At 63.1% G+C, this 18,743-nt stretch carries 12 protein-coding genes; 2 read left to right on the forward strand and 10 right to left on the reverse strand.

Going from position 1 to position 18,743, the window contains the following annotated elements; translation table 11 throughout:
- Window positions 1-80: 80 nt before the first annotated feature.
- Together DBIPINDM_RS05805 and DBIPINDM_RS05810 are read left to right on the forward strand one after the other, a co-directional pair.
- Window positions 81-527, forward strand: coding sequence for a TadE/TadG family type IV pilus assembly protein (locus tag DBIPINDM_RS05805; protein WP_258584837.1), 447 nt, complete (start codon window positions 81-83; stop codon window positions 525-527).
- Window positions 528-2,297: a TadG family pilus assembly protein gene (locus tag DBIPINDM_RS05810; RefSeq protein ID WP_258584838.1), complete on the forward strand. Its 1,770-nt coding sequence runs from the start codon at window positions 528-530 to the stop codon at window positions 2,295-2,297.
- Here the strand turns inward: DBIPINDM_RS05810 and DBIPINDM_RS05815 are convergent.
- The 10 genes from DBIPINDM_RS05815 to DBIPINDM_RS05860 form a co-directional block, all read right to left on the reverse strand.
- Window positions 2,291-3,949, reverse strand: a complete 1,659-nt coding sequence (locus DBIPINDM_RS05815) for an alpha-glucosidase family protein (RefSeq protein WP_258584839.1) — start codon at window positions 3,947-3,949, stop codon at window positions 2,291-2,293. The two genes, DBIPINDM_RS05810 and DBIPINDM_RS05815, sit on opposite strands and share 7 nt — an antisense overlap.
- Complete coding sequence (gene glgX, locus DBIPINDM_RS05820) at window positions 3,949-5,949, reverse strand: glycogen debranching protein GlgX (protein WP_258584840.1); 2,001 nt, start codon at window positions 5,947-5,949, stop codon at window positions 3,949-3,951. Before glgX ends, DBIPINDM_RS05815 begins: the two co-directional genes overlap by 1 nt.
- A 199-nt stretch (window positions 5,950-6,148) precedes the next feature.
- Entirely contained in the window at window positions 6,149-7,777 is a 1,629-nt protein-coding gene (locus tag DBIPINDM_RS05825; RefSeq protein ID WP_258584841.1) for an alpha-D-glucose phosphate-specific phosphoglucomutase, read from the reverse strand.
- Between the two features lie 3 nt (window positions 7,778-7,780).
- Complete coding sequence (glgA, locus tag DBIPINDM_RS05830) at window positions 7,781-9,226, reverse strand: glycogen synthase GlgA (RefSeq protein WP_258584842.1); 1,446 nt, start codon at window positions 9,224-9,226, stop codon at window positions 7,781-7,783.
- 59 nt (window positions 9,227-9,285) lie between these two features.
- On the reverse strand, window positions 9,286-10,551 hold the full coding sequence (gene glgC / locus DBIPINDM_RS05835) for a glucose-1-phosphate adenylyltransferase (protein WP_258584843.1): 1,266 nt from the start codon (window positions 10,549-10,551) through the stop codon (window positions 9,286-9,288).
- Between the two features lie 54 nt (window positions 10,552-10,605).
- Window positions 10,606-12,819 carry a 1,4-alpha-glucan branching protein GlgB gene (gene glgB, locus DBIPINDM_RS05840; protein WP_258584844.1) on the reverse strand — a complete coding sequence of 738 codons (2,214 nt, stop codon included), beginning with the start codon at window positions 12,817-12,819 and terminating at the stop codon, window positions 10,606-10,608.
- A gap of 105 nt (window positions 12,820-12,924) precedes the next feature.
- A complete protein-coding gene (locus DBIPINDM_RS05845; protein WP_258584845.1) occupies window positions 12,925-15,393 on the reverse strand; it encodes a glycogen/starch/alpha-glucan phosphorylase in 2,469 nt (822 codons plus the stop codon).
- 132 nt (window positions 15,394-15,525) lie between these two features.
- Window positions 15,526-16,308: an ATP-binding cassette domain-containing protein gene (locus DBIPINDM_RS05850; protein WP_027034295.1), complete on the reverse strand. Its 783-nt coding sequence runs from the start codon at window positions 16,306-16,308 to the stop codon at window positions 15,526-15,528.
- Window positions 16,309-16,310: 2 nt separating this feature from the next.
- Window positions 16,311-17,372: an ABC transporter permease gene (locus DBIPINDM_RS05855; protein ID WP_258584846.1), complete on the reverse strand. Its 1,062-nt coding sequence runs from the start codon at window positions 17,370-17,372 to the stop codon at window positions 16,311-16,313.
- A gap of 160 nt (window positions 17,373-17,532) precedes the next feature.
- The gene (locus tag DBIPINDM_RS05860; protein ID WP_409371715.1) at window positions 17,533-18,510 is read right to left on the reverse strand and encodes a sugar ABC transporter substrate-binding protein; all 978 of its coding nucleotides are present in this window, start codon (window positions 18,508-18,510) and stop codon (window positions 17,533-17,535) included.
- Window positions 18,511-18,743: the final 233 nt, after the last annotated feature.

Raw genomic sequence — 18,743 nt, forward strand, 5'->3', positions numbered from 1 at the left:
CGGCGCTTTCAATCGCGCGCATCCTCAGGTTGTACCTGGAGTTTTCGCTTTCTGCATGCGAACTTTGGCATGTTGGCAGCATGGTTCAGAACCTCATTTCCAGGGTCCGAAGACGCGCGTTCCGAACAGACAATTCGGGAACTTCAGCGGTCGAGTTCGCTCTGCTGTCGCCGCTTTTTATCCTTCTTCTACTCGGAATGGTTGCGTATGGCATCTATTTTGGCGCTGCCAACTCGATCCAGCAGATCGCGGCGGATGCCGCGCGGACGGCCATAGCCGGCTTGAACCAGACCGAGCGGCAGACCCTCGTGGCTGCCTTCCTCACCAACAACGCCAGTGGCTACCCCTTCGTGGACGCCAGCAAACTGACCTACCAGGCCAATGACAGCGTGGCCGATGGAAGCCAGTTCGTGGTGTCCATCTCGTACGATGCCCGCAACCTGCCGATCTGGAATCTCTTCCCGGGCATAGCCATGCCGGGGACCACCATCAAGCGTCAGTCAACCATCAGGGTCGGGGGTATCTAAATGCTGCAGCGTGCGGGCAAGGGCATCGGCCGGCTTGCACGGTCGATGCTGGGAGACAGGAAGGCGAACTTCGCCGTCATGACCGCACTGAGCGCGCCGGTCGCGCTGGCGCTGGCCGCGGTGGCCATAGACGAGGCCTCCATCTACGCCGAGCGCCGGCAAGCTCAGGCGATGGTCGACCTGGCGGCGATCACCGCCGCCTCGAACATCACCAATGTCAACACGGCGGTCGTCACCACGCTCACCGACAACGGCATGCCAGGTGTCGTCGTTCAAGCTTCGGGCCAGACCATTCCCCCAGCCGTCGGGAAAACGGTGGTGACGGTCACGCAAGGCCGATATGCCTCAACGACCACCAATGTCACCCAGCGCTTCCAGGCGGGCGTGACACCTTACAATGCTGTGCGTGTCACGCTGACGAAAATCCCCGCCCGCTATTTCGCGAGCTCCATCATCCCCAGTCCGGTTATCGGTACCCAGGCCACGGCCAGCATGACGCCGCAGGCGACATTCTCGGTCGGATCGAGACTGCTCAGCGTCAATGGCGGCATCCTCAACGCTCTTCTGAGCGGACTTCTCGGCGGCAACATCTCGCTCAGCGTCATGGACTATAACGGGCTGATCTCGGCTGATGTCAGCGTGCTTTCCTTCATCAATGCGCTCGCCACACAACTGAACATCACGGCCGGCACCTATTCGGACGTGCTGGCCTCGAAGGCGACCGTCGGCCAGATCGCCACCGCCATGGCCAACGTTCCCGGCCTCGGCAATACGGCCAAGGGCGCCCTGCAGACCATCGCCTCCAAGTCGACCAGCACGGTCAAGATCCCGCTCAGCAGTCTTGTCGACCTCGGTTCCGTCGGCAGCCTGGGTCTCGGGCAACAGCCGTCCGGCCTCGGCGTCGACGCAAGCGCCATGGGGATGCTGACCGCCGCTGCCGTGCTCGCGAACGGCACCAACCAGGCCGCGGTCAATCTCGGCGCCACCATCCCGGGGCTGCTCAACACCCAGCTCAGCATCGCCATCGGCCAGCCGGCGCAATCCTCGCCCTGGCTGGCGATCGATGGCATTGGCACTGTCGTGCGGACTGCCCAGACGCGCATCAAGCTGACAGCCTCCGTCGGTGTCGGCACGCCCGGCCTCGGCGGCGGCATCAGCCTGCTGGCCGTCAATCTGCCGCTCAATGTGGAAGTTGCCTACGCCGAAGCGAAGCTGACCGACATCACCTGCCCGACAGGCCCTTCCAGCATCAGCGTTTCCATCGCCGCGCACCCGGGTATTGCCCAGCTGAACCTGGCTAACAGCAACAATCCCTCCGGCTTCGCCGATTTCAGCCAGCCGCAGACCTTCACCGACGCCGAGATCGCCGATGTGAGCCTCCATCTGCTGCTGATCAACATCCCGCTGATCCAGGTGATGGGTTCTGCCGCGACCGCGATCACCAACAACAGCCCGCAGACCCTGACCTTCAATGCGACAGATATCGCCAACAAGACGATCAAGACCGTTTCGACGCGCAACATCTCGCAGTCGCTCACCACGTCGCTGGTCAACAACCTGTCGCTTTCGGCCAACCTGCTTGGTCTCGGCATCGATCTCACCGCCCTGCTCGGAACGGTCAAACCCGCAGTGGTGACCCTGCTCAACACCGTGACGGCGCCCGTCGACGACTTGCTCTACAATGTGCTGTCCGCCCTGGGTGTCGGTGTCGGCCAGGCCGACGTGCGTGTCACCGGGGCGACCTGCGGACGCGCCGTGCTGGTTCAGTAGAGCCGACCAAGGAAGCAACCGAGAGCCGGCAGCGAGAGCGCCTCTTCCTCGACAACAGCGCCGCCATCCAGGACAGGCGCGACAGCTCCGATATCCCCGGGCAACGGCCAATTCGCCGGCTCTCCAGCGAAATTGAAGACACAGAGCAGCGTCTGCCCGCCGCCTTCGCGGATGAAGGCGAGCACGTCGCCCTCGGCATCGAGAAAGCGGATCGAACCGCTGACCAGCGCTGGATGGCGCCTGCGCAAGGCGAGGGTTGAACGGTAGGCGGTCAGCACCGATTGCTCGTCGCCGTTCTGTAGATCGGCGGCGCGGGCGCGATGGCTGGTGGGAACCGGCAGCCAGGGCTTGCCCGTTGAGAAACCCGCATTGTCGGCGCCGGCCTCCCAAACCATCGGCGTGCGGCAGCCATCCCTCCCCTTCACGCCCGGCCAGAAGCGGATGCCGACCGGATCGCGCAGATCCTCATAGGCGAGCTCCGCCTCCTCCAGGCCGAGTTCCTCGCCCTGATAGAGGCAGATCGAGCCGCGCAGGCAAGCGAGCAGCATGATCGAGAATTTGGCCACCGCGTCGGCATCGCCGTCCGGCCTTGTCCAGCGGCTGACATGGCGCACCACGTCATGGTTGGAAAACGCCCAGCAGACCCAGCCGTCGGCGACCGCATCTTCGAAGGCCTCGACACAGCCGCGCACATGCGCCGCCGAAAATTGTGGACCGAGCAAGTCGAAGGTGTAGCACATATGCAGCTTGTCGCCGCCGGAGGTGTAGGCGGCCAGCGTCTGCAGCGAGCGGCCCTCATCGCCGATTTCGCCGACGGCGGCGCGGTCCTGATACTCGTCGAGCAGCGCTCGGAAGCGCCTGAGGAAGGCCAGGTTTTCCGGCTGCGTCTTGTCGAACAGATGCTCCTGGTAAAGGTAGGTGTTGGTCTCGCCATTGGTGCCGGCGACGCTCGACGCCAAAGGCGGGTTGCTGCGCAGCCAGCGGTCGTGGACATAGTAATTGACGGTGTCGAGCCGGAAACCGTCGACGCCACGCTCGAGCCAGAAGCGCACCGTGTCCAGCAGCGCATCCTGGACCTCCGGATTGTGGAAATTCAGATCGGGCTGCGAGGCGAGGAAATTGTGCATGTAATATTGGCGGCGCGTCGAATCCCACTCCCAGGACGGGCCACCGAAGACGGACAGCCAGTTGTTGGGCGCATTGGCATCGGGCTTCGTATCGGCCCAGACGTACCAGTCAGCCTTGGGATTGTCGCGGCTGGCGCGGCTTTCGATGAACCATTCGTGCTTGTCGGATGAGTGCGACAGCACCTGGTCGATGACGATCTTCAGACCGAGCCGGTGCGCCTCGGCGACCAGAGCGTCGAAATCCTCCAACGAACCGAACATCGGATCGACGTCGCGATAGTCCGACACGTCATAGCCCATGTCGGCCATCGGCGACTTGAAAAAGGGCGACAGCCAGACGGCATCGACGCCGAGCGAGGCGATGTGGGCTAGCCTTGCCGTGATCCCCTTGAGATCGCCGCTGCCGTCGCCGGTCGTGTCCTGGAAGGAGCGCGGATAGACTTGATAGATGACGCAGCCGCGCCACCATTCGGTCCGCTGCTCCGCCCCCGGGTCGGCCCAAGGGCTGGCATTGTTATCGGCCATTACGAACCCTTCCCGGCGCGGCCCTTTGCGGCCCGACCTTCGATCATGAAATGGACGCTGCGACCCGGCAGTGGTCGCGCAAGGTCGATCGGCTGCGTGTCGATCACCGGCTGCCATCGGCACCCTTCCCGCGCGGGCAAGGTGAAGACGCATTGGCGACGATCGCCGTTGACGATGACGGCAAGGCGGCCGCCGCCGGCATCGCCGAGCAGCATGACGAGGCGGTGCCGGGCGGGGTCGTTCCAGTCCGTCTCGGCAAGCGGCATGCCGGTCTCGGTCAACCAGGCGACGTCGGCGATGCCAGAAGCCTCGGTCGGCTCTCCTGTCAGGAAATGCGTGTCCGACAGAGCGGGGACGGCACGACGAAGCATGCCGAGCGCCGATGCGTAGCGCTCCAGCGCCTGGTCGCGGCCTGCCCAATCGAGCCAGGTGATGGCGTTGTCCTGCGCATAGGCGTTGTTGTTTCCCTTCTGGGTGCGGCCGAACTCGTCGCCTGCGGTCAGCATGATGGTGCCGCGCGAGGCAAACAGCGTGGCAAGCAACGCGCACTGGTCGTCGAAGCGGTCGCGGATGATCGCCGCACTGTCCGCATCGCCCTCGACGCCGTTGTTCCACGACAGGTTCTCATTGTGGCCGTCGCGGTTCTGCTCGCCATTGGCTTCGTTGTGCTTGCGCTCGTAGCGGACGATGTCGGCCAGCGTCATGCCATCATGGGCGGCGATGAAATTGACCGTGCGGCTGGCCGGTTGACCTGCCTTGGCAAACACGTCGGACGAGCCGGCAAGCCGCGTCGCCAACACTCCCACCGCGCCGGCATCGCCGCGCCAGAAACGTCTGGCATCGTCGCGATATCTATCGTTCCACTCGAGAAAGGGCGGCTGAAAATTGCCAAGCTGGTAGCCATCCGGCCCGATGTCCCAGGGCTCGGCGATCAAGACGCGATCGGCCAGCAGCGTATCCTCGTGCATCGCCTTCAACAACGGCGCCTGGGTATCGAATGCTCCTTCGACGCGGCCCAGCACCGGCGCCAGATCGAAGCGGAAGCCGTCGACGCCGGCATGGCGGACAAAGTGGCGAAGCGTGTCGAGCACCATGTCTCGCACCACCGGTTGATCGCAGGCGACCGTGTTGCCGGTGCCGGTGTCATTGACCAGCCTGCCATCCGGCAGATGCCGGTAGTAGGCCTGATTGTCGAGGCCGCGCAGCGACAGCGTCGGCCCCAGCCGGTCGCTTTCGCCTGTGTGGTTGAAGACGAGATCGAGGATGGTGCCGATGCCGGCCTGACGCAGCGCGGCGACCGTGTCGCGCAATTCCGCCAGCCCACCGGGGGCCAGGCGCGGGTCGAGCGCCATGAAGGTGACGGGATTGTAGCCCCAGGCATTGCTCAGGCCCAGCGGCGGCAGATGCCGCTCGTCGATCGACGCCGTCACCGGCATCAGTTCGACGGCTGACACGCCGAGCTTTTTGAGATGCTCGATGATGACAGGATGAGCAAGTGCCGCGATCGTGCCGCGCTGCGCTTCCGGAATGTCCGGATGCAGCTTGGTGAACGCGCGGACATTCAGCTCATAGATCAGGCCGCCCGGGCGAAACAGCGGCGGTAGCACAGACGCCGCAACGGGCAAGGCCTTTGCCACGGTCTTTGGCATCAGCGGCGCGGTGTCGGCACCCTCATTGCGCCGCGCGGCGAGCCGCCAGTGATAGGCATAGGGCCGGTCGATTTCGACGGCGTAGGGATCGCTCAGCAGCTTGTCTGGATCGAACCACAGCCCGCGCTCGGGCGCATAGTCGCCATCGGCACGGAAGCCGTAACGGGTGCCGGCGGCAAGGCCGGAGACGAAGAGCGCATGGACGCCGTTGCCTTCCGGCTTCAGTTCCAACCGGTCGAGTTCGCGATTTCCCTGCTCGTCGAACATCGAAACCCAGAGGCGGCGGGCCGACGAGGACCATGCGGCGAAGCGGATGCCTTGGGGGGTGATGGCGGCGCCGAGTTGGGTCACGGGTGCGCCTTCCCTTCTCCCCTTGTGGGAGAAGGTGGATCGGCGCGCAGCGCCGAGACGGATGAGGGGTGCGTGACGGAACGAGGCGTTGGCAATCTGGATCGAAGAGCGCGCCAAGCTGGAGCACCCCTCATCCGACCGAGCTTCGCTCGGCCACCTTCTCCCACAAGGGGAGAAGGAAAAGCCGCCACCACCACCCTCAAGTAATCACGCTCGGCTTGTTGCGGCCGGTGTGGCTCTTGATGCCTGCAATGTCGTCGGCGGCGGCGATGAGGTCGGCGAGTGCGACCTGGGTGTCGAGATCGTGCCTCGCCTTGTCCGGCTCGTAACGCTCGATATAGACGCGCAGCGTCGCGCCCGACGTGCCGGTGCCGGAAAGCCGAAAGACGACGCGCGAGCCGCCTTCGAACAGCACCCTGATACCCTGATGCTCGCTGGTCGAGCCGTCGACCGGGTCGTGATAGGCAAAATCGTCGGCCTTGGCGATCTTCAGGCCGCGTACGCTGGTGCCGGGCAAAGAGCCGAGCTTGGCCCTGAGTTCGTCGACCAGCGCGTTGGCGCGGTCGCTCTCGACCTCCTCATAATCGTGGCGCGAATAATAGTTGCGCCCATAGGCCGCCCAGTGCTCGGTGACGACCTGCTTGCAGCTTTCGCCGCGCGCCGCAAGGATGTTGAGCCACAACAGCACGGCCCACAGTCCATCCTTCTCACGCACATGGTTGGAGCCGGTGCCGGCACTCTCCTCGCCGCAGATCGTCGCCATGCCGGCATCGAGCAGATTGCCGAAGAACTTCCAGCCGGTCGGCGTTTCATAGATGCCGATGCCGAGTTTTTCGGCGACGCGGTCGGCGGCACCACTGGTCGGCATCGAACGGGCGATGCCCTTCAGCCCGTCCTTGTAGCCGGGCGCCAGGCGGGCATTGGCGGCAAGCATCGCCACCGAATCCGACGGGGTGACGAAAATGCCCTTGCCGATGATCAGATTGCGGTCGCCGTCGCCGTCGGAAGCGGCACCGAAATCCGGCGCATCCGGTCCCATCATCTCGTCATAGAGATGCTTGGCGTGCACCAGGTTCGGATCCGGATGATGGCCACCGAAATCCGGCAGCGGCTTGAAGTTGCGGCAGGTGCCGTTGGGCGCACCGAGGCGGTTTTCGAGGATTTCCTTGGCGTAGGGACCAGTCACCGCGTGCATGGCGTCGAAGCGCATGCGGAAGCCCGACTTGAACAGTTTGCGCAGCGCGTCGAAGTCGAACAGGCTTTCCATCAGCTCGGCATAGTCGGCGACCGGATCGATGATCTCGACCGTCATGCCTGCGGCCTTAACGGTGCCAATCGTGTCGATGTCGATCGGATCGATGTCTGCGGTCTTGAAGCTCGCAATCGCCTTGGTTTTTTCGAAGATCGCGTCGGTCAGCTTTTCCGGCGCCGGGCCGCCATTGCCGGCATTGTACTTGATGCCGAAATCCTCATGCGGGCCGCCGGGATTGTGGCTTGCCGACAGGATGATGCCGCCGAAGGTCTTGTATTTGCGGATGACATGCGAGGCGGCGGGCGTCGACAATATGCCGCCCTGCCCGACCATCACCTTGCCGAAGCCGTTGGCGGCGGCCATGGCGATCGCCTTCTGGATAACCTCGCGGTTGTAGAAGCGGCCGTCGCCGCCGATCACCAGCGTCTTGCCCTTGAAGCCGTCGAGCGCATCGAAGATCGACTGGATGAAATTCTCGGCATAATGCTCCTGCTGGAACACAGGCACCTTCTTGCGCAGTCCCGACGTGCCGGGCTTCTGGTCTAAATAGGGTTTGGTGGGAACGGTCCGTATCATGCTTCAGGCAACCCTTTTCGAAAGCAGCAGGCGATAGAGTTCGACATATTTTTCCGCGCTCTTGTCCCATGACACATCGGCCTTCATGCCCTGGCGCTGCAGCGATTCCCAGATCACCGGATTGGCATGTGCGTCGACGAGACGGCGGATGGCGTGCAGCATGGCAATGCCATTGTTGGGCGCGAACTGAAAGCCGGTGGCGACGCCAGCAGAAACTGCGGCCTCATTGGCATCGATGACCGTGTCCGCCAGGCCGCCGGTGCGGGCAACGATCGGCACGCAGCCATAGCGCAGACCGTATAGCTGGGTCAGTCCACAGGGTTCGAAGCGCGACGGGATAATGATGGCGTCGCAGCCGCCCTGCATGGTGTGCGACAGCCCCTCATCATAGCCGACGACCACGCCGATGCGGCCGCGATGGCGTGCAGCAGCAGCAAGCAGCGCGCCTTCCAGTCCTGCATCGCCTGAGCCCAATATGGCCAGGCGTGCACCGGTCGCGACGATGCCGTCGACCACGGTGGCCAATATGTCCATGCCCTTCTGCCAGGTCAGCCGGCTGATGACGCAGACGATCGGGCTGTCGTCGCGGTCGAGGCCGAAGCGCTCCTCCACGGCTGCCCGGTTCGGTGCCCGTGCCTTGAGCGTGGCGGCTGTATAGTTCGACACCAGATGCTTGTCGGTTTGCGGATCCCAGATGGCGGTGTCGATGCCGTTGACGATGCCGTAGAGGTCACTGGAGCGCATGTTGATGAGGCCGTCGAGACCCATGCCGAATTCCGGCGAGCAGATTTCCTGCGCATAGGTTGGGCTCACCGTGGTGATCGCCCAGGCCGCCTGCAGGCCAGCCTTGAGGAAGCCGACGCCGCCATAATATTCGACGCCGTCGAGCGCCATTGCCACCGCCGGCAGACCGAGTTCGCCGAAGATACCGGCGCCGAACTGGCCTTGGAAAGCAAGATTGTGGACCGTCATCATCGACGGGACGCCGACCGCCTTGCCGTAGCGCATATAGGCCAGCGTCATCGCCGACTGCCAGTCATGGGCGTGGACGATATCAGGCTGGTAGCCGGAGATGGCGCCGCCGGCGATGTCACCGCCGACCTGGCTGAGTGCCGCGAAGCGCCGCCAATTGTCCGGCCAGTCCGCGCCCGCAGCATTGCCGTAGGGGCCACCGGGGCGGTCGAACAGATGCGGCGCGTCGAGCACGAACAGCTCGAGCCCGGCAATCTGGGCGGCGTGGACCGAAGCCTTGCCGCCCTGCAGCAGCGGATATTGGTAGACGGCCTTCTTTTTCTTGAAGGCATCCATCACCACGGGAAAGCCGGGAATGAGCGTGCGCATCGTCACGCCCTTGGCGGCGAGCGCGATGGGCAGCGCGCCGGTCACGTCGGCAAGCCCGCCGGTCTTGATCAGCGGGAATATCTCGGGCGTGACCGACAGAACCTGCATGCGTTTATGGTCCGATCCTGTCCAATTCTTTGTTTCTAAGCAATTCGCGTGGAATTGCTCTAGAGTTTCAGCTTGTCGATCATGTCCTGGGTGACCAGGCAGATGCCCTTTTCGGAAACACGAAAACGCTTGGCGTCGAGAGCGGGGTCTTCGCCGACGACCAGCCCTTCCGGTATCCTAACACCATGGTCGATGACGACGCGCTTCAACTTTGCGTTCCGGCCGACATGAACGTCGGGCAGCATGACGACTTCTTCCAGCGTCGAATAGGAATTGATGCGCGCGCCGGTGAAGATCAGGCTGCGTTTCAGCGATGCGCCCGAAACGATGCAATCGCCCGAGACGAGCGAGGACACGGCCGAGCCGCGCCTGCCGTCCTCGTCATGGACGAACTTTGCCGGCGGCTTCAACTCGGCGTAGGTCCAGATCGGCCAGTCGCGGTCGTAGAGATCGAGTTCCGGGGTGATATCGGTCAGGTCGATATTGGCTTCCCAATAGGCGTCGACGGTGCCGACATCGCGCCAGTAGGCCTCGTTTTCCATCGTCGAGCGGACACAGGACTTGGCGAAACGGTGGGCGATCGCCTTCCCGTGCTGGACGATATAGGGGATGATGTCCTTGCCGAAGTCACGGCTCGAACCGGGCTCGGCGGCATCGCGGCGCAATTGTTCCATCAGGAACTTGGTCTTGAAGACGTAGATGCCCATCGAGGCCAGGGCAAACTCAGGCTTGTCGGGAATACCGGGCGGATCGGCCGGCTTTTCGACGAAGGCGATGATGTTGTCCTTGCCGTCGACATGCATGACGCCGAAACCGGTCGCTTCCATGCGCGGCACTTCGAGGCAGCCGACGGTGACGTCGGCATTGGCGTCGACGTGCTGGCGAAGCATCAGCTCGTAATCCATCTTGTAGATGTGGTCGCCGGCCAGGATGACCATGTATTCCGGGCCATAGGCCTCGATGATGTCGATGTTCTGATAGACAGCGTCGGCCGTGCCTTCATACCACTGCGTTTCCGAGACGCGCTGGCTGGCCGGGAGGATGTCGAAGCTTTCGTTTCGTTCAGGCCGCAGGAAGTTCCAGCCGCGCTGCAGATGGCGGATCAGCGAGTGCGCCTTGTACTGGGTGGCGACACCGAGGCGGCGGATACCCGAGTTCAGCGCGTTGGAGAGCGCGAAATCGATGATGCGCGTCTTGCCGCCGAAATAGACCGCCGGCTTGGCGCGACGGTCCGTCAGTTCCTTGAGGCGGCTGCCACGGCCGCCGGCCAATACATAGGCCATGGCATCGCGTGCCAGCGGCTGGGTCCGTTTCAAGTCTGCCATTTCTACCCTCCCAAGTTACTCAAGTCTCGCCCTGTTACCTCGGCCTCGACGGGCTCAGTCGGCAACGAATTCAAGCATGATCGTCGACAGCGGCGGCAGAATCATCGTTGCCGAGATGCTCTTGCCCTCCGCCCTCGCCTCGACCATGCCGCCATTGCCCATGCCGGAGCCGCCATATTCGGATGCGTCTGTGTTGATGATCTCGCGCCACTTGCCGGCCTTCGGCAACGGTACGCGATAATTGTCGCGCGGCACCGGTGTGAAGTTGGAGATGACGGCCACCGGGCTGCCACCCGGCGCGTTGCGCACCCAGGCAAAAACCGAATTCTGGCTGTCATCGACGATCAGCCAGGAAAAGCCTTCCGGCTCGCAATCGCGGCCGTGCAACGCCGGGCGCGAACGATAGAGATAGTTGAGATCGCGCACCGTCTGCCAGACGCCGCGATGCGGGCGGAAATCAAGCAGGTTCCAGTCGAGCGCACGCGCCTCGCTCCATTCGCGGCGCTGCGCGAACTCCTGGCCCATGAACAGCAGCTTCTTGCCGGGATAACCCCACATGAAGCCGTAATAGGCCCGCAAGGTCGCGAATTTCTGCCAGTCGTCGCCGGCCATCTTGCCCAGCAGCGTGCCTTTGCCGTGCACGACCTCGTCATGCGAGAGCGGCAGCACGAAATTCTCCGAGAAGGCGTAGGTCAGGCCGAAGGTCAGGTCGTTGTGGTGGTGCTTGCGGAAAATCGGCTCCTTGGCAAAATACTCCAGCGTGTCGTGCATGAAGCCCATGTTCCACTTGAAGCCGAAGCCCAGCCCGCCTTCATGCACCGGCGCCGAGACCTTCGGCCATGAGGTCGATTCCTCGGCGATGGTCATGACGCCGGGATGGTGGCCGTAGACCTCCTTGTTCATCTTCTGCAGGAAGCTGACCGCTTCGAGGTTCTCGCGGCCGCCCTTCTCGTTGGGGATCCATTCGCCGGCCTTGCGCGAATAGTCGAGGTAGAGCATCGAGGCGACCGCATCGACGCGCAAACCGTCGACATGATATTTCTCGGCCCAGAACAGTGCGTTGTTGACCAGGAACGATATCACCTCGCGGCGGCCGAAATTGTAGATCGCGGTGTTCCAGTCGGGGTGGAAGCCCTTGCGCGGATCGGCATGTTCGTAGAGCGCGGTGCCGTCGAAATGGGCCAGGCCATGCGCGTCGACCGGGAAATGCGCCGGCACCCAGTCGAGGATGACGCCGACGCCGGCGCGGTGTGCACCATCGACGAAACGGGCAAAGCCGTCCGGATCGCCGAAGCGGGCCGACGGCGCATAAAGACCAGTTGTCTGATAACCCCATGACGGGTCATAGGGATGTTCGGAGATCGGCATGAACTCGATGTGGGTGAAGCCGGTCTCGACCGCATAGGGGATCAGCCGGTCGGCCAGTTCATCCCATGACAGGAACGTACCATCGTCGCGAAGCTGCCAGGACCCGGCGTGGACTTCGTAGATCGAGATGGCTTCGCGGCGGTGATCGGCATTGCGCCAGAAATTGCGGTGCGCCTCATCGCCCCACTCATGCGCCGGCGGCACGGCAACAACCGAAGCCGTGGCCGGACGCAATTCGGACTTGAACGCAAAAGGATCGGCCTTCAGCGGCAGCCTGACGCCATCGGGGCCGATGATCTCGTATTTGTAAGGCCGCCCGGCCCCGATGTCGGGCACGAACAGTTCCCAGATGCCGGTGTCGCGGCGATCGCGCATCGTGTGGCGGCGGCCATCCCAGTCGTTGAAATCGCCGACCACCGAGACGCGTTTTGCATTGGGAGCCCAGACGGCGAAATGCACGCCGGTGGCGCCTTCGTGCTCGATGACATGCGCGCCAAGCTTGTCGAACAGCCTAAGGTGCGATCCTTCGGCGATATAGTAGTCGTCCAGAGGCCCGAGCACCGGGCCGAAAGAATAGGGATCGGTCAGCCACCAGTCGCCGCCGGCATTGCGCGCGTGGTAGCGCAGCGGCTGCCGCTTCTTGATCGACAGCTTGCCTTCGAAGAAGCCGGCATCGTCTCGCCTGGACAATGCACCAGCCTCGATGCCGGTCAGCGTATAGGCGGTGACGGTCTCGGCGTGCGGAACGAAGCAACGGGCAAACAGGCTCTTGCCGATCTCATGGACACCAAGGACCGCAAACGGATCCCCATGCGTGCCGGCAACAATCGCCGCAACATCGCTGGCTGGCGCCAGTCCGTCCGGCCCGCTTGTCGCAGCGGTCGCGCGCGGCTTCCTCATCAGGCAGTGTCCCTCCCAGGGCACTAGGTTTTTTTTCCAGTGATGTGAGTTGGCATTCAACCCGCATCACCGGGACCACATTGTTCGTGGCCTCATGCAATCACATCAGGCAGGCACGTTCCAGATTTCTTTCGCGTATTGGCGGATCGTACGATCGGACGAGAACCAGCCGACGCGCGCGACATTGCGGATTGCTCTCGCATACCAGTCTGGGCTGTTGCGCCAGACAGCGTCGACATCCCGTTGAGCGGCGGCGTACGCGTCGAAATCGGCGGCGACCATGAACCAGTCGCTGTTGTAGAGGCCGTTGATCAGGTCGCGGTAGCGATCGGGATCGTCGGGCGAGAAGACGCCCGAGGAAACGGCCGCGACCGCCTGCGCCAGTTCGGGGGACCCCTCGATCACGGCGCGCGGGTTGTAGCCATTGTCGCGCCGCTCGGCGACCTCCGCCGTGGTCAGGCCGAAGATGAAGATGTTGTCGTCGCCGACACATTCCTTGATCTCGACATTGGCGCCGTCGAGCGTGCCGATGGTCAGCGCGCCGTTGAGCGCGAACTTCATGTTGCCGGTGCCCGATGCTTCCATGCCCGCGGTCGAAATCTGCTCGGACAGGTCGGCGGCCGGCATCATGATTTCGGCCAGGCTGACATTGTAGTTCGGCACGAACACCACTTTCAGCAAACCGCGAACGGCCGGATCGCGGTTGATGACCCTGGCGACGTCGTTGGCGAGTTTGATGATCAGCTTGGCGTTGTGGTAGCTGGGCGCCGCCTTGCCGCCAAAGAATTTCACGCGCGGCATCCAGTCGCGCTCGGGATGCGAGCGGATCTGGTCGTAAAGCGCGATCGCCTCGAGGATGTTGAGAAGCTGGCGCTTGTATTCGTGGATGCGCTTGACCTGGATGTCGAACAGCGCCGAGGGATCGACCTTGATGCCGAGCCGGTCGGCGACGAGATTGGCCAGCCGCACCTTGTTCTGCCGCTTGACGCCGGCGAACTTCTCCCGGAACGCGCTGTCATCGGCAAAGCCGTCGAGCCCTTTGATGGCATCGATGTCGTCGAGAAAGCGGTCGCCGATCGCCTCGCGGGCGAGCGAGGTCAGCCCTGGATTGCACTGGATCAGCCAGCGCCGCGGCGTGATGCCGTTGGTCTTGTTGTTGATGCGATCTGGATAGAGCTTGTGCAGGTCGGCGAACACCGTTTCCTTCATCAGCTCGGTGTGCAGCGCCGACACACCGTTGATCGAGTGCGAGCCGACAAAGGCCAGATTGCCCATGCGCACGCGGCGGTCGCCATTCTCCTGGATCAGCGAGATGCGGCTGATCTGCTCGTCGGAAAACTGGTTGGTGGCACGGGCTTCAAGCAGCACCTGCGCGTTGATGGCGTAGACGATCTGCATATGGCGCGGCAAAAGCCGCTCGAACAGCGGCACCGGCCAGCTTTCCAGCGCCTCGGGAAGAAGCGTGTGGTTGGTGTAGCCGAAGGTGCGCTTGGTGACGTCCCAGGCAAGGTCGAAGTCCATGCCGTGGACATCCATCAAGAGCCGCATCAACTCCGGCACCGCGATCGCCGGATGGGTGTCGTTCAAGTGGATCGCCGCCTTGTCGGGCAGCGACTTCAGGTCACCATATTGGCTGAGATGCCGCTGCACGATGTCCTGCAACGAGGCAGTCGAGAAGAAATACTCCTGCCGCAGCCTGAGCTCCTGCCCGGCCATGTGGGAATCAGCGGGATAAAGCACGCGCGACAGCGCATCCGCCTTGTTGCTTTCAGCCAGCGCGCCTATGTGGTCGCCGGCGTTGAACTTGTCGAGCAGGATCGGATCGACCGGCATGCCCGACCACAGCCGCAGCGTGTTGACGCGATTGCCACGCCAGCCGACGACAGGCGTGTCGTAGGCAACAGCCAGAACATGCTCGGTCGGCTTCCAGACATGGCGCTCGAGCCGGCCGTCCTTTGAGGTGATCGACTCCACCGAGCCGCCGAAGCCGACTTCGAAGGAGCGCTCGCGCCGTTCGAATTCCCAGGGGTTGCCGTGATCGAGCCAGGTCTCGGGCAGTTCGACCTGCCAGCCTCCTTGAATCTCCTGGCGGAACATGCCGTTGGCGTAGCGGATGCCGTAGCCATGCGCGGGAATGTCGACGGTCGCCATGCTTTCCATGAAGCAGGCGGCGAGCCGGCCAAGGCCACCATTGCCGAGCGCAGCATCGGGTTCGAGCGCCGCGATGAGATCGAGGTCGACGCCGAGCGACGACAGCGCCTCGCGCATATTGTCCATCAGGCCGAGATTGGAAAAGGCGTCGCGCATCAGGCGGCCGATGAGGAACTCCAGCGACAGGTAATAGACGCGCTTTTCCTGCTGGTCATAGGCCTCTTTCGTCGCCTGCATCCAACGATCGACGATACGGTCGCGCACGACCTTGATCGAGGCCGTCAGCCAATCGTACTGGGTCGCAACGGTGGTGTCCTTGCCGACCCTGTATTTGAGGGCCACCAAGACTTCCCTTGCGAGCGTCTTTGGATCAGGATTTTCGAGCAGTGGCGGAAGGGGTTCGGATGTCATCACACGCGTCATGCTGCCTCTCGTGCTGTTGCCCCGATCATACCGGCTTTCACCAATCCTCCCAGCCCATGCTAGCGCATCTTTCAGGATGTTCAATCGATTTAGACAATCGCAGAACGAAGCGCCCCTGCGGCAACTTGGCGGTCAGGCTGCCAGCGCTGCCTCCGGGGGTGCCTTTGCTCCGGTCATGAAGGCGACGGCATCGGACATCGTATATTGCTTGGGATCGATGACGCACAGGCGACGGCCCAGGCGGTGAATGTGGATACGGTCGGCCACCTCGAAGACATGCGGCATGTTGTGTGAGATCAGCACGATCGGCAGGCCGCGCTTCTTGACGTCGAGGATCAGTTCGAGCACGCGGCGGCTCTCCTTGACGCCGAGGGCAGCCGTCGGCTCGTCCATGATCACCACGCGGCTGCCGAAGGCAGCGGCGCGCGCCACCGCCACGCCCTGGCGCTGGCCGCCCGAGAGCGTCTCCACCGCCTGGCTGATGTTCTGGATGGTCATCAGGCCAAGTTCGGTGAGTTTGTCGCGGGCACGCTTTTCCATCGCCGGGCGGTCCAGCATGCGCAGCCACTGGCCGAGGAAGCCCGGTTTGCGGATCTCGCGGCCAAGGAACATGTTGTCGGCGATCGACAGGGCCGGCGACAGCGCCAGATTCTGATAGACGGTCTCGATGCCGGCTTCGCGGGCTTCCATCGGCGACTTGAAGGCGACGGGTTTGCCTTCAAGTCGGATTTCGCCCTCGTCGGGCGCGGCCGCGCCGGAAATCGCCTTGATGAGCGATGACTTGCCGGCGCCATTGTCGCCGATGACGGCGAGGATTTCGCCGGGATAAAGATCGAAGTCGGCATTGTCGAGCGCGGTGACGCGGCCATAGCGTTTGACCAGCCCGCGAGCGGTAAGGATGGGTTCCTGGGTCATGACTATGCCGAAACCTTTCTGATCCATTGGTCGATCGCCACGGCGCCGATGATCAGCACACCGGTGAGCAGCACTTTCCACTGCGGATCGGCGCCCAGCATGTTGAGCCCCATGGAGACGACGCCGACGATCATCGCGCCGAAGAGCGTGCCCAGGATCGAGCCGCGCCCGCCGAACAGGGAAATACCGCCAATCACCGTCGCGGTGATGGCTTGGAGATTGTAGTCGGTGACGGCGGCCGAAGGCGAGATCGAGCCGTTGCGGCCGATGGAGACCCAGGCGGCGAAAGCGGCGATCAGCCCGGCAAGGGTGTAGACCGTCATCAGCACCTTCTTGGTCTGGATGCCCGACAGTTTCGCCGCCTCCTGGTCATCGCCAACGGCGTAGACATGGCGGCCCCATGCCGTGTGATTGAGCACGTACCAGAGGATCATCACGAGCACGACCGTGGCAATGACGCCGAGCGTCAGCACCGCCGTGCCGATCTTGAAGCTCAGGGCGAACAGATGCAGCAGCGGCGCCTGGGTGTCGACGTCGGTGTCGCGGATCGTCTCATTGGCGGAATAGATGAAGTTCGTGGCCATGACGATGTTCCAGGTGCCAAGCGTCACGATGAAGGGCGGCAGTTTCATATAGGCAACCAGCAACCCGTTGAGCAGCCCGCAGGCCGCACCCGCGGCAAGCCCGATCGCCACGGCGAGAATAGCCGGCATACCGTAGCTGACCGCGCAATTGCCCATGATGACGGCGGAAATAACCATGATGACGCCAATCGACAGGTCGATGCCGGCGGTCAGGATGACCAGTGTCTGCGCGGCACCCAGAATGCCGACGATGGCGATCTGCTGCAGGATCAGCGTCAGCGTATAGGACGAAAAGAAGCGTCCGCCGATGGCGATGCCGAAAATGATGATCGACAGGACCAGCACGATCAGCGGCACAGCGGCCGGCGTCGAATGCAGGAAATGCTGGATGCGCTTGACGGCCGATTTGTGTTCGTCAAAAGCGGCGACGCTGGTGTCGCTGCCCGAGAGAACCTTCTCGAATTCCTGAGCTTGAGCCATGTTTCCTCCCCGTGAGGTGTCAGCCTAGCGCCGACGCCCGTCCACGCCTTTCCGGTCTGTCGCCGGGATTGTTCGCGGTCACGCGACCCATCGTCCACCCGAAGCGGCCGGGGATCAAGCCCCGACCGCTCGAGTTCGGTAATTACCGGTCAGACCGGCATCAGCCCCAGCACTTGGCGAGGCCTTCCTTGGTGTCGATGGACTTCACACCCTTGGCCGGCTTGTCGGTCACCAGGTTGACGCCGGTATCGAAGAAGTTCTTGCCTTCGGTCGGCTTGGGCTTCGTTCCATCCTTGGCGAAAGCGGCGATCGCCTGAATGCCAAGAGCCGCCATCTGCAGCGGATATTGCTGCGACGTCGCACCGATGACACCTTCGGTCACCGACTTCACGCCAGGGCAGCCGCCGTCGACGGAAACGATCAGCACCTGCTTTTCAAGACCCACGGCCTTGAGCGCCTGGTAGGCACCGACAGCGGCCGGCTCGTTGATGGTGTGGATGACGTTGATGGTGTTGTCCTTCTGCAGAAGGTTCTCCATCGCCTTGCGGCCGCCCTCCTCATTGCCGTTGGTGACGTCGTGGCCAACGATGCGCGGATCGGTCTCGTCGCCGATCTTGTTGGGGTCCTTCACGTCGATGCCGTAGCCCATCATGAAGCCCTGATCGCGCAGCACGTCCACGGTCGGCTGCGACGGCGTCAGGTCGAGGAAGCCGATCTTGGCGTCCTTGGCCTTGTCGCCGAGGGTGGCGGCGGCCCAGGCGCCGATCAGCTTGCCGGCCTCGAGATTGTCGGTGGCGAAGGTGGCATCGGCCGCGTCGATCGGATCAAGCGGCGTGTCGAGCGCGATCACCAGCAGGCCGGCGTCACGCGCCTTCTTCACGGTCGGCACGATGCCTTTGGTGTCGGATGCGGTGATCAGGATGCCCTTGGCGCCGTCGGCAATGCAGCTTTCGATCGCCGCCACCTGGCTCTCGCTGTCGCCGTCGATCTTGCCGGCGTAGGTCTTGAGGTCGACGCCGAGTTCCTTGGCCTTTGCGGTCGCACCTTCCTTCATCTTGACGAAGAAGGGGTTGGTGTCGGTCTTGGTGATCAGGCAAGCGCCAACACCGGCCGCGGATGCGGACGACGCAAACGCCATCAGACCCAGGGCAGCGGCGGCAAACACGGTCGATTTCAACAGTTTTGTATTGGTCACGATCTTCCTCCCAGTGGAACCATTCCGGATGCCGGCCAACCGGCATCTACGGCGCATCCAACGAACTTCTCCCAGCGTGGACGCCGGTTCAACAGACACCAGACCGAAGGCGCTGTCAATAATTAAATCACTCTTATTTATTATTGACAGCCTTGCGCCGTTCACTCATTCTGGCC

The organism is Mesorhizobium sp. AR02 (genome assembly GCF_024746835.1).
Taxonomy (GTDB): domain Bacteria; phylum Pseudomonadota; class Alphaproteobacteria; order Rhizobiales; family Rhizobiaceae; genus Mesorhizobium.

Coding starts and splice junctions, on each gene's coding strand:
- DBIPINDM_RS05805 (WP_258584837.1), top strand. CDS start 81: ATGGTTCAGAACCTCATTTCCAGGGTCCGAAGACGCGCGTTCCGAACA.
- DBIPINDM_RS05810 (WP_258584838.1), top strand. CDS start 528: ATGCTGCAGCGTGCGGGCAAGGGCATCGGCCGGCTTGCACGGTCGATG.
- DBIPINDM_RS05815 (WP_258584839.1), bottom strand. CDS start 3,949: ATGGCCGATAACAATGCCAGCCCTTGGGCCGACCCGGGGGCGGAGCAG.
- DBIPINDM_RS05825 (WP_258584841.1), bottom strand. CDS start 7,777: ATGATACGGACCGTTCCCACCAAACCCTATTTAGACCAGAAGCCCGGC.
- glgA (WP_258584842.1), bottom strand. CDS start 9,226: ATGCAGGTTCTGTCGGTCACGCCCGAGATATTCCCGCTGATCAAGACC.
- glgC (WP_258584843.1), bottom strand. CDS start 10,551: ATGGCAGACTTGAAACGGACCCAGCCGCTGGCACGCGATGCCATGGCC.
- glgB (WP_258584844.1), bottom strand. CDS start 12,819: ATGAGGAAGCCGCGCGCGACCGCTGCGACAAGCGGGCCGGACGGACTG.
- DBIPINDM_RS05845 (WP_258584845.1), bottom strand. CDS start 15,393: ATGACGCGTGTGATGACATCCGAACCCCTTCCGCCACTGCTCGAAAAT.
- DBIPINDM_RS05850 (WP_027034295.1), bottom strand. CDS start 16,308: ATGACCCAGGAACCCATCCTTACCGCTCGCGGGCTGGTCAAACGCTAT.
- DBIPINDM_RS05855 (WP_258584846.1), bottom strand. CDS start 17,372: ATGGCTCAAGCTCAGGAATTCGAGAAGGTTCTCTCGGGCAGCGACACC.
- DBIPINDM_RS05860 (WP_409371715.1), bottom strand. CDS start 18,510: ATGGCGTTTGCGTCGTCCGCATCCGCGGCCGGTGTTGGCGCTTGCCTG.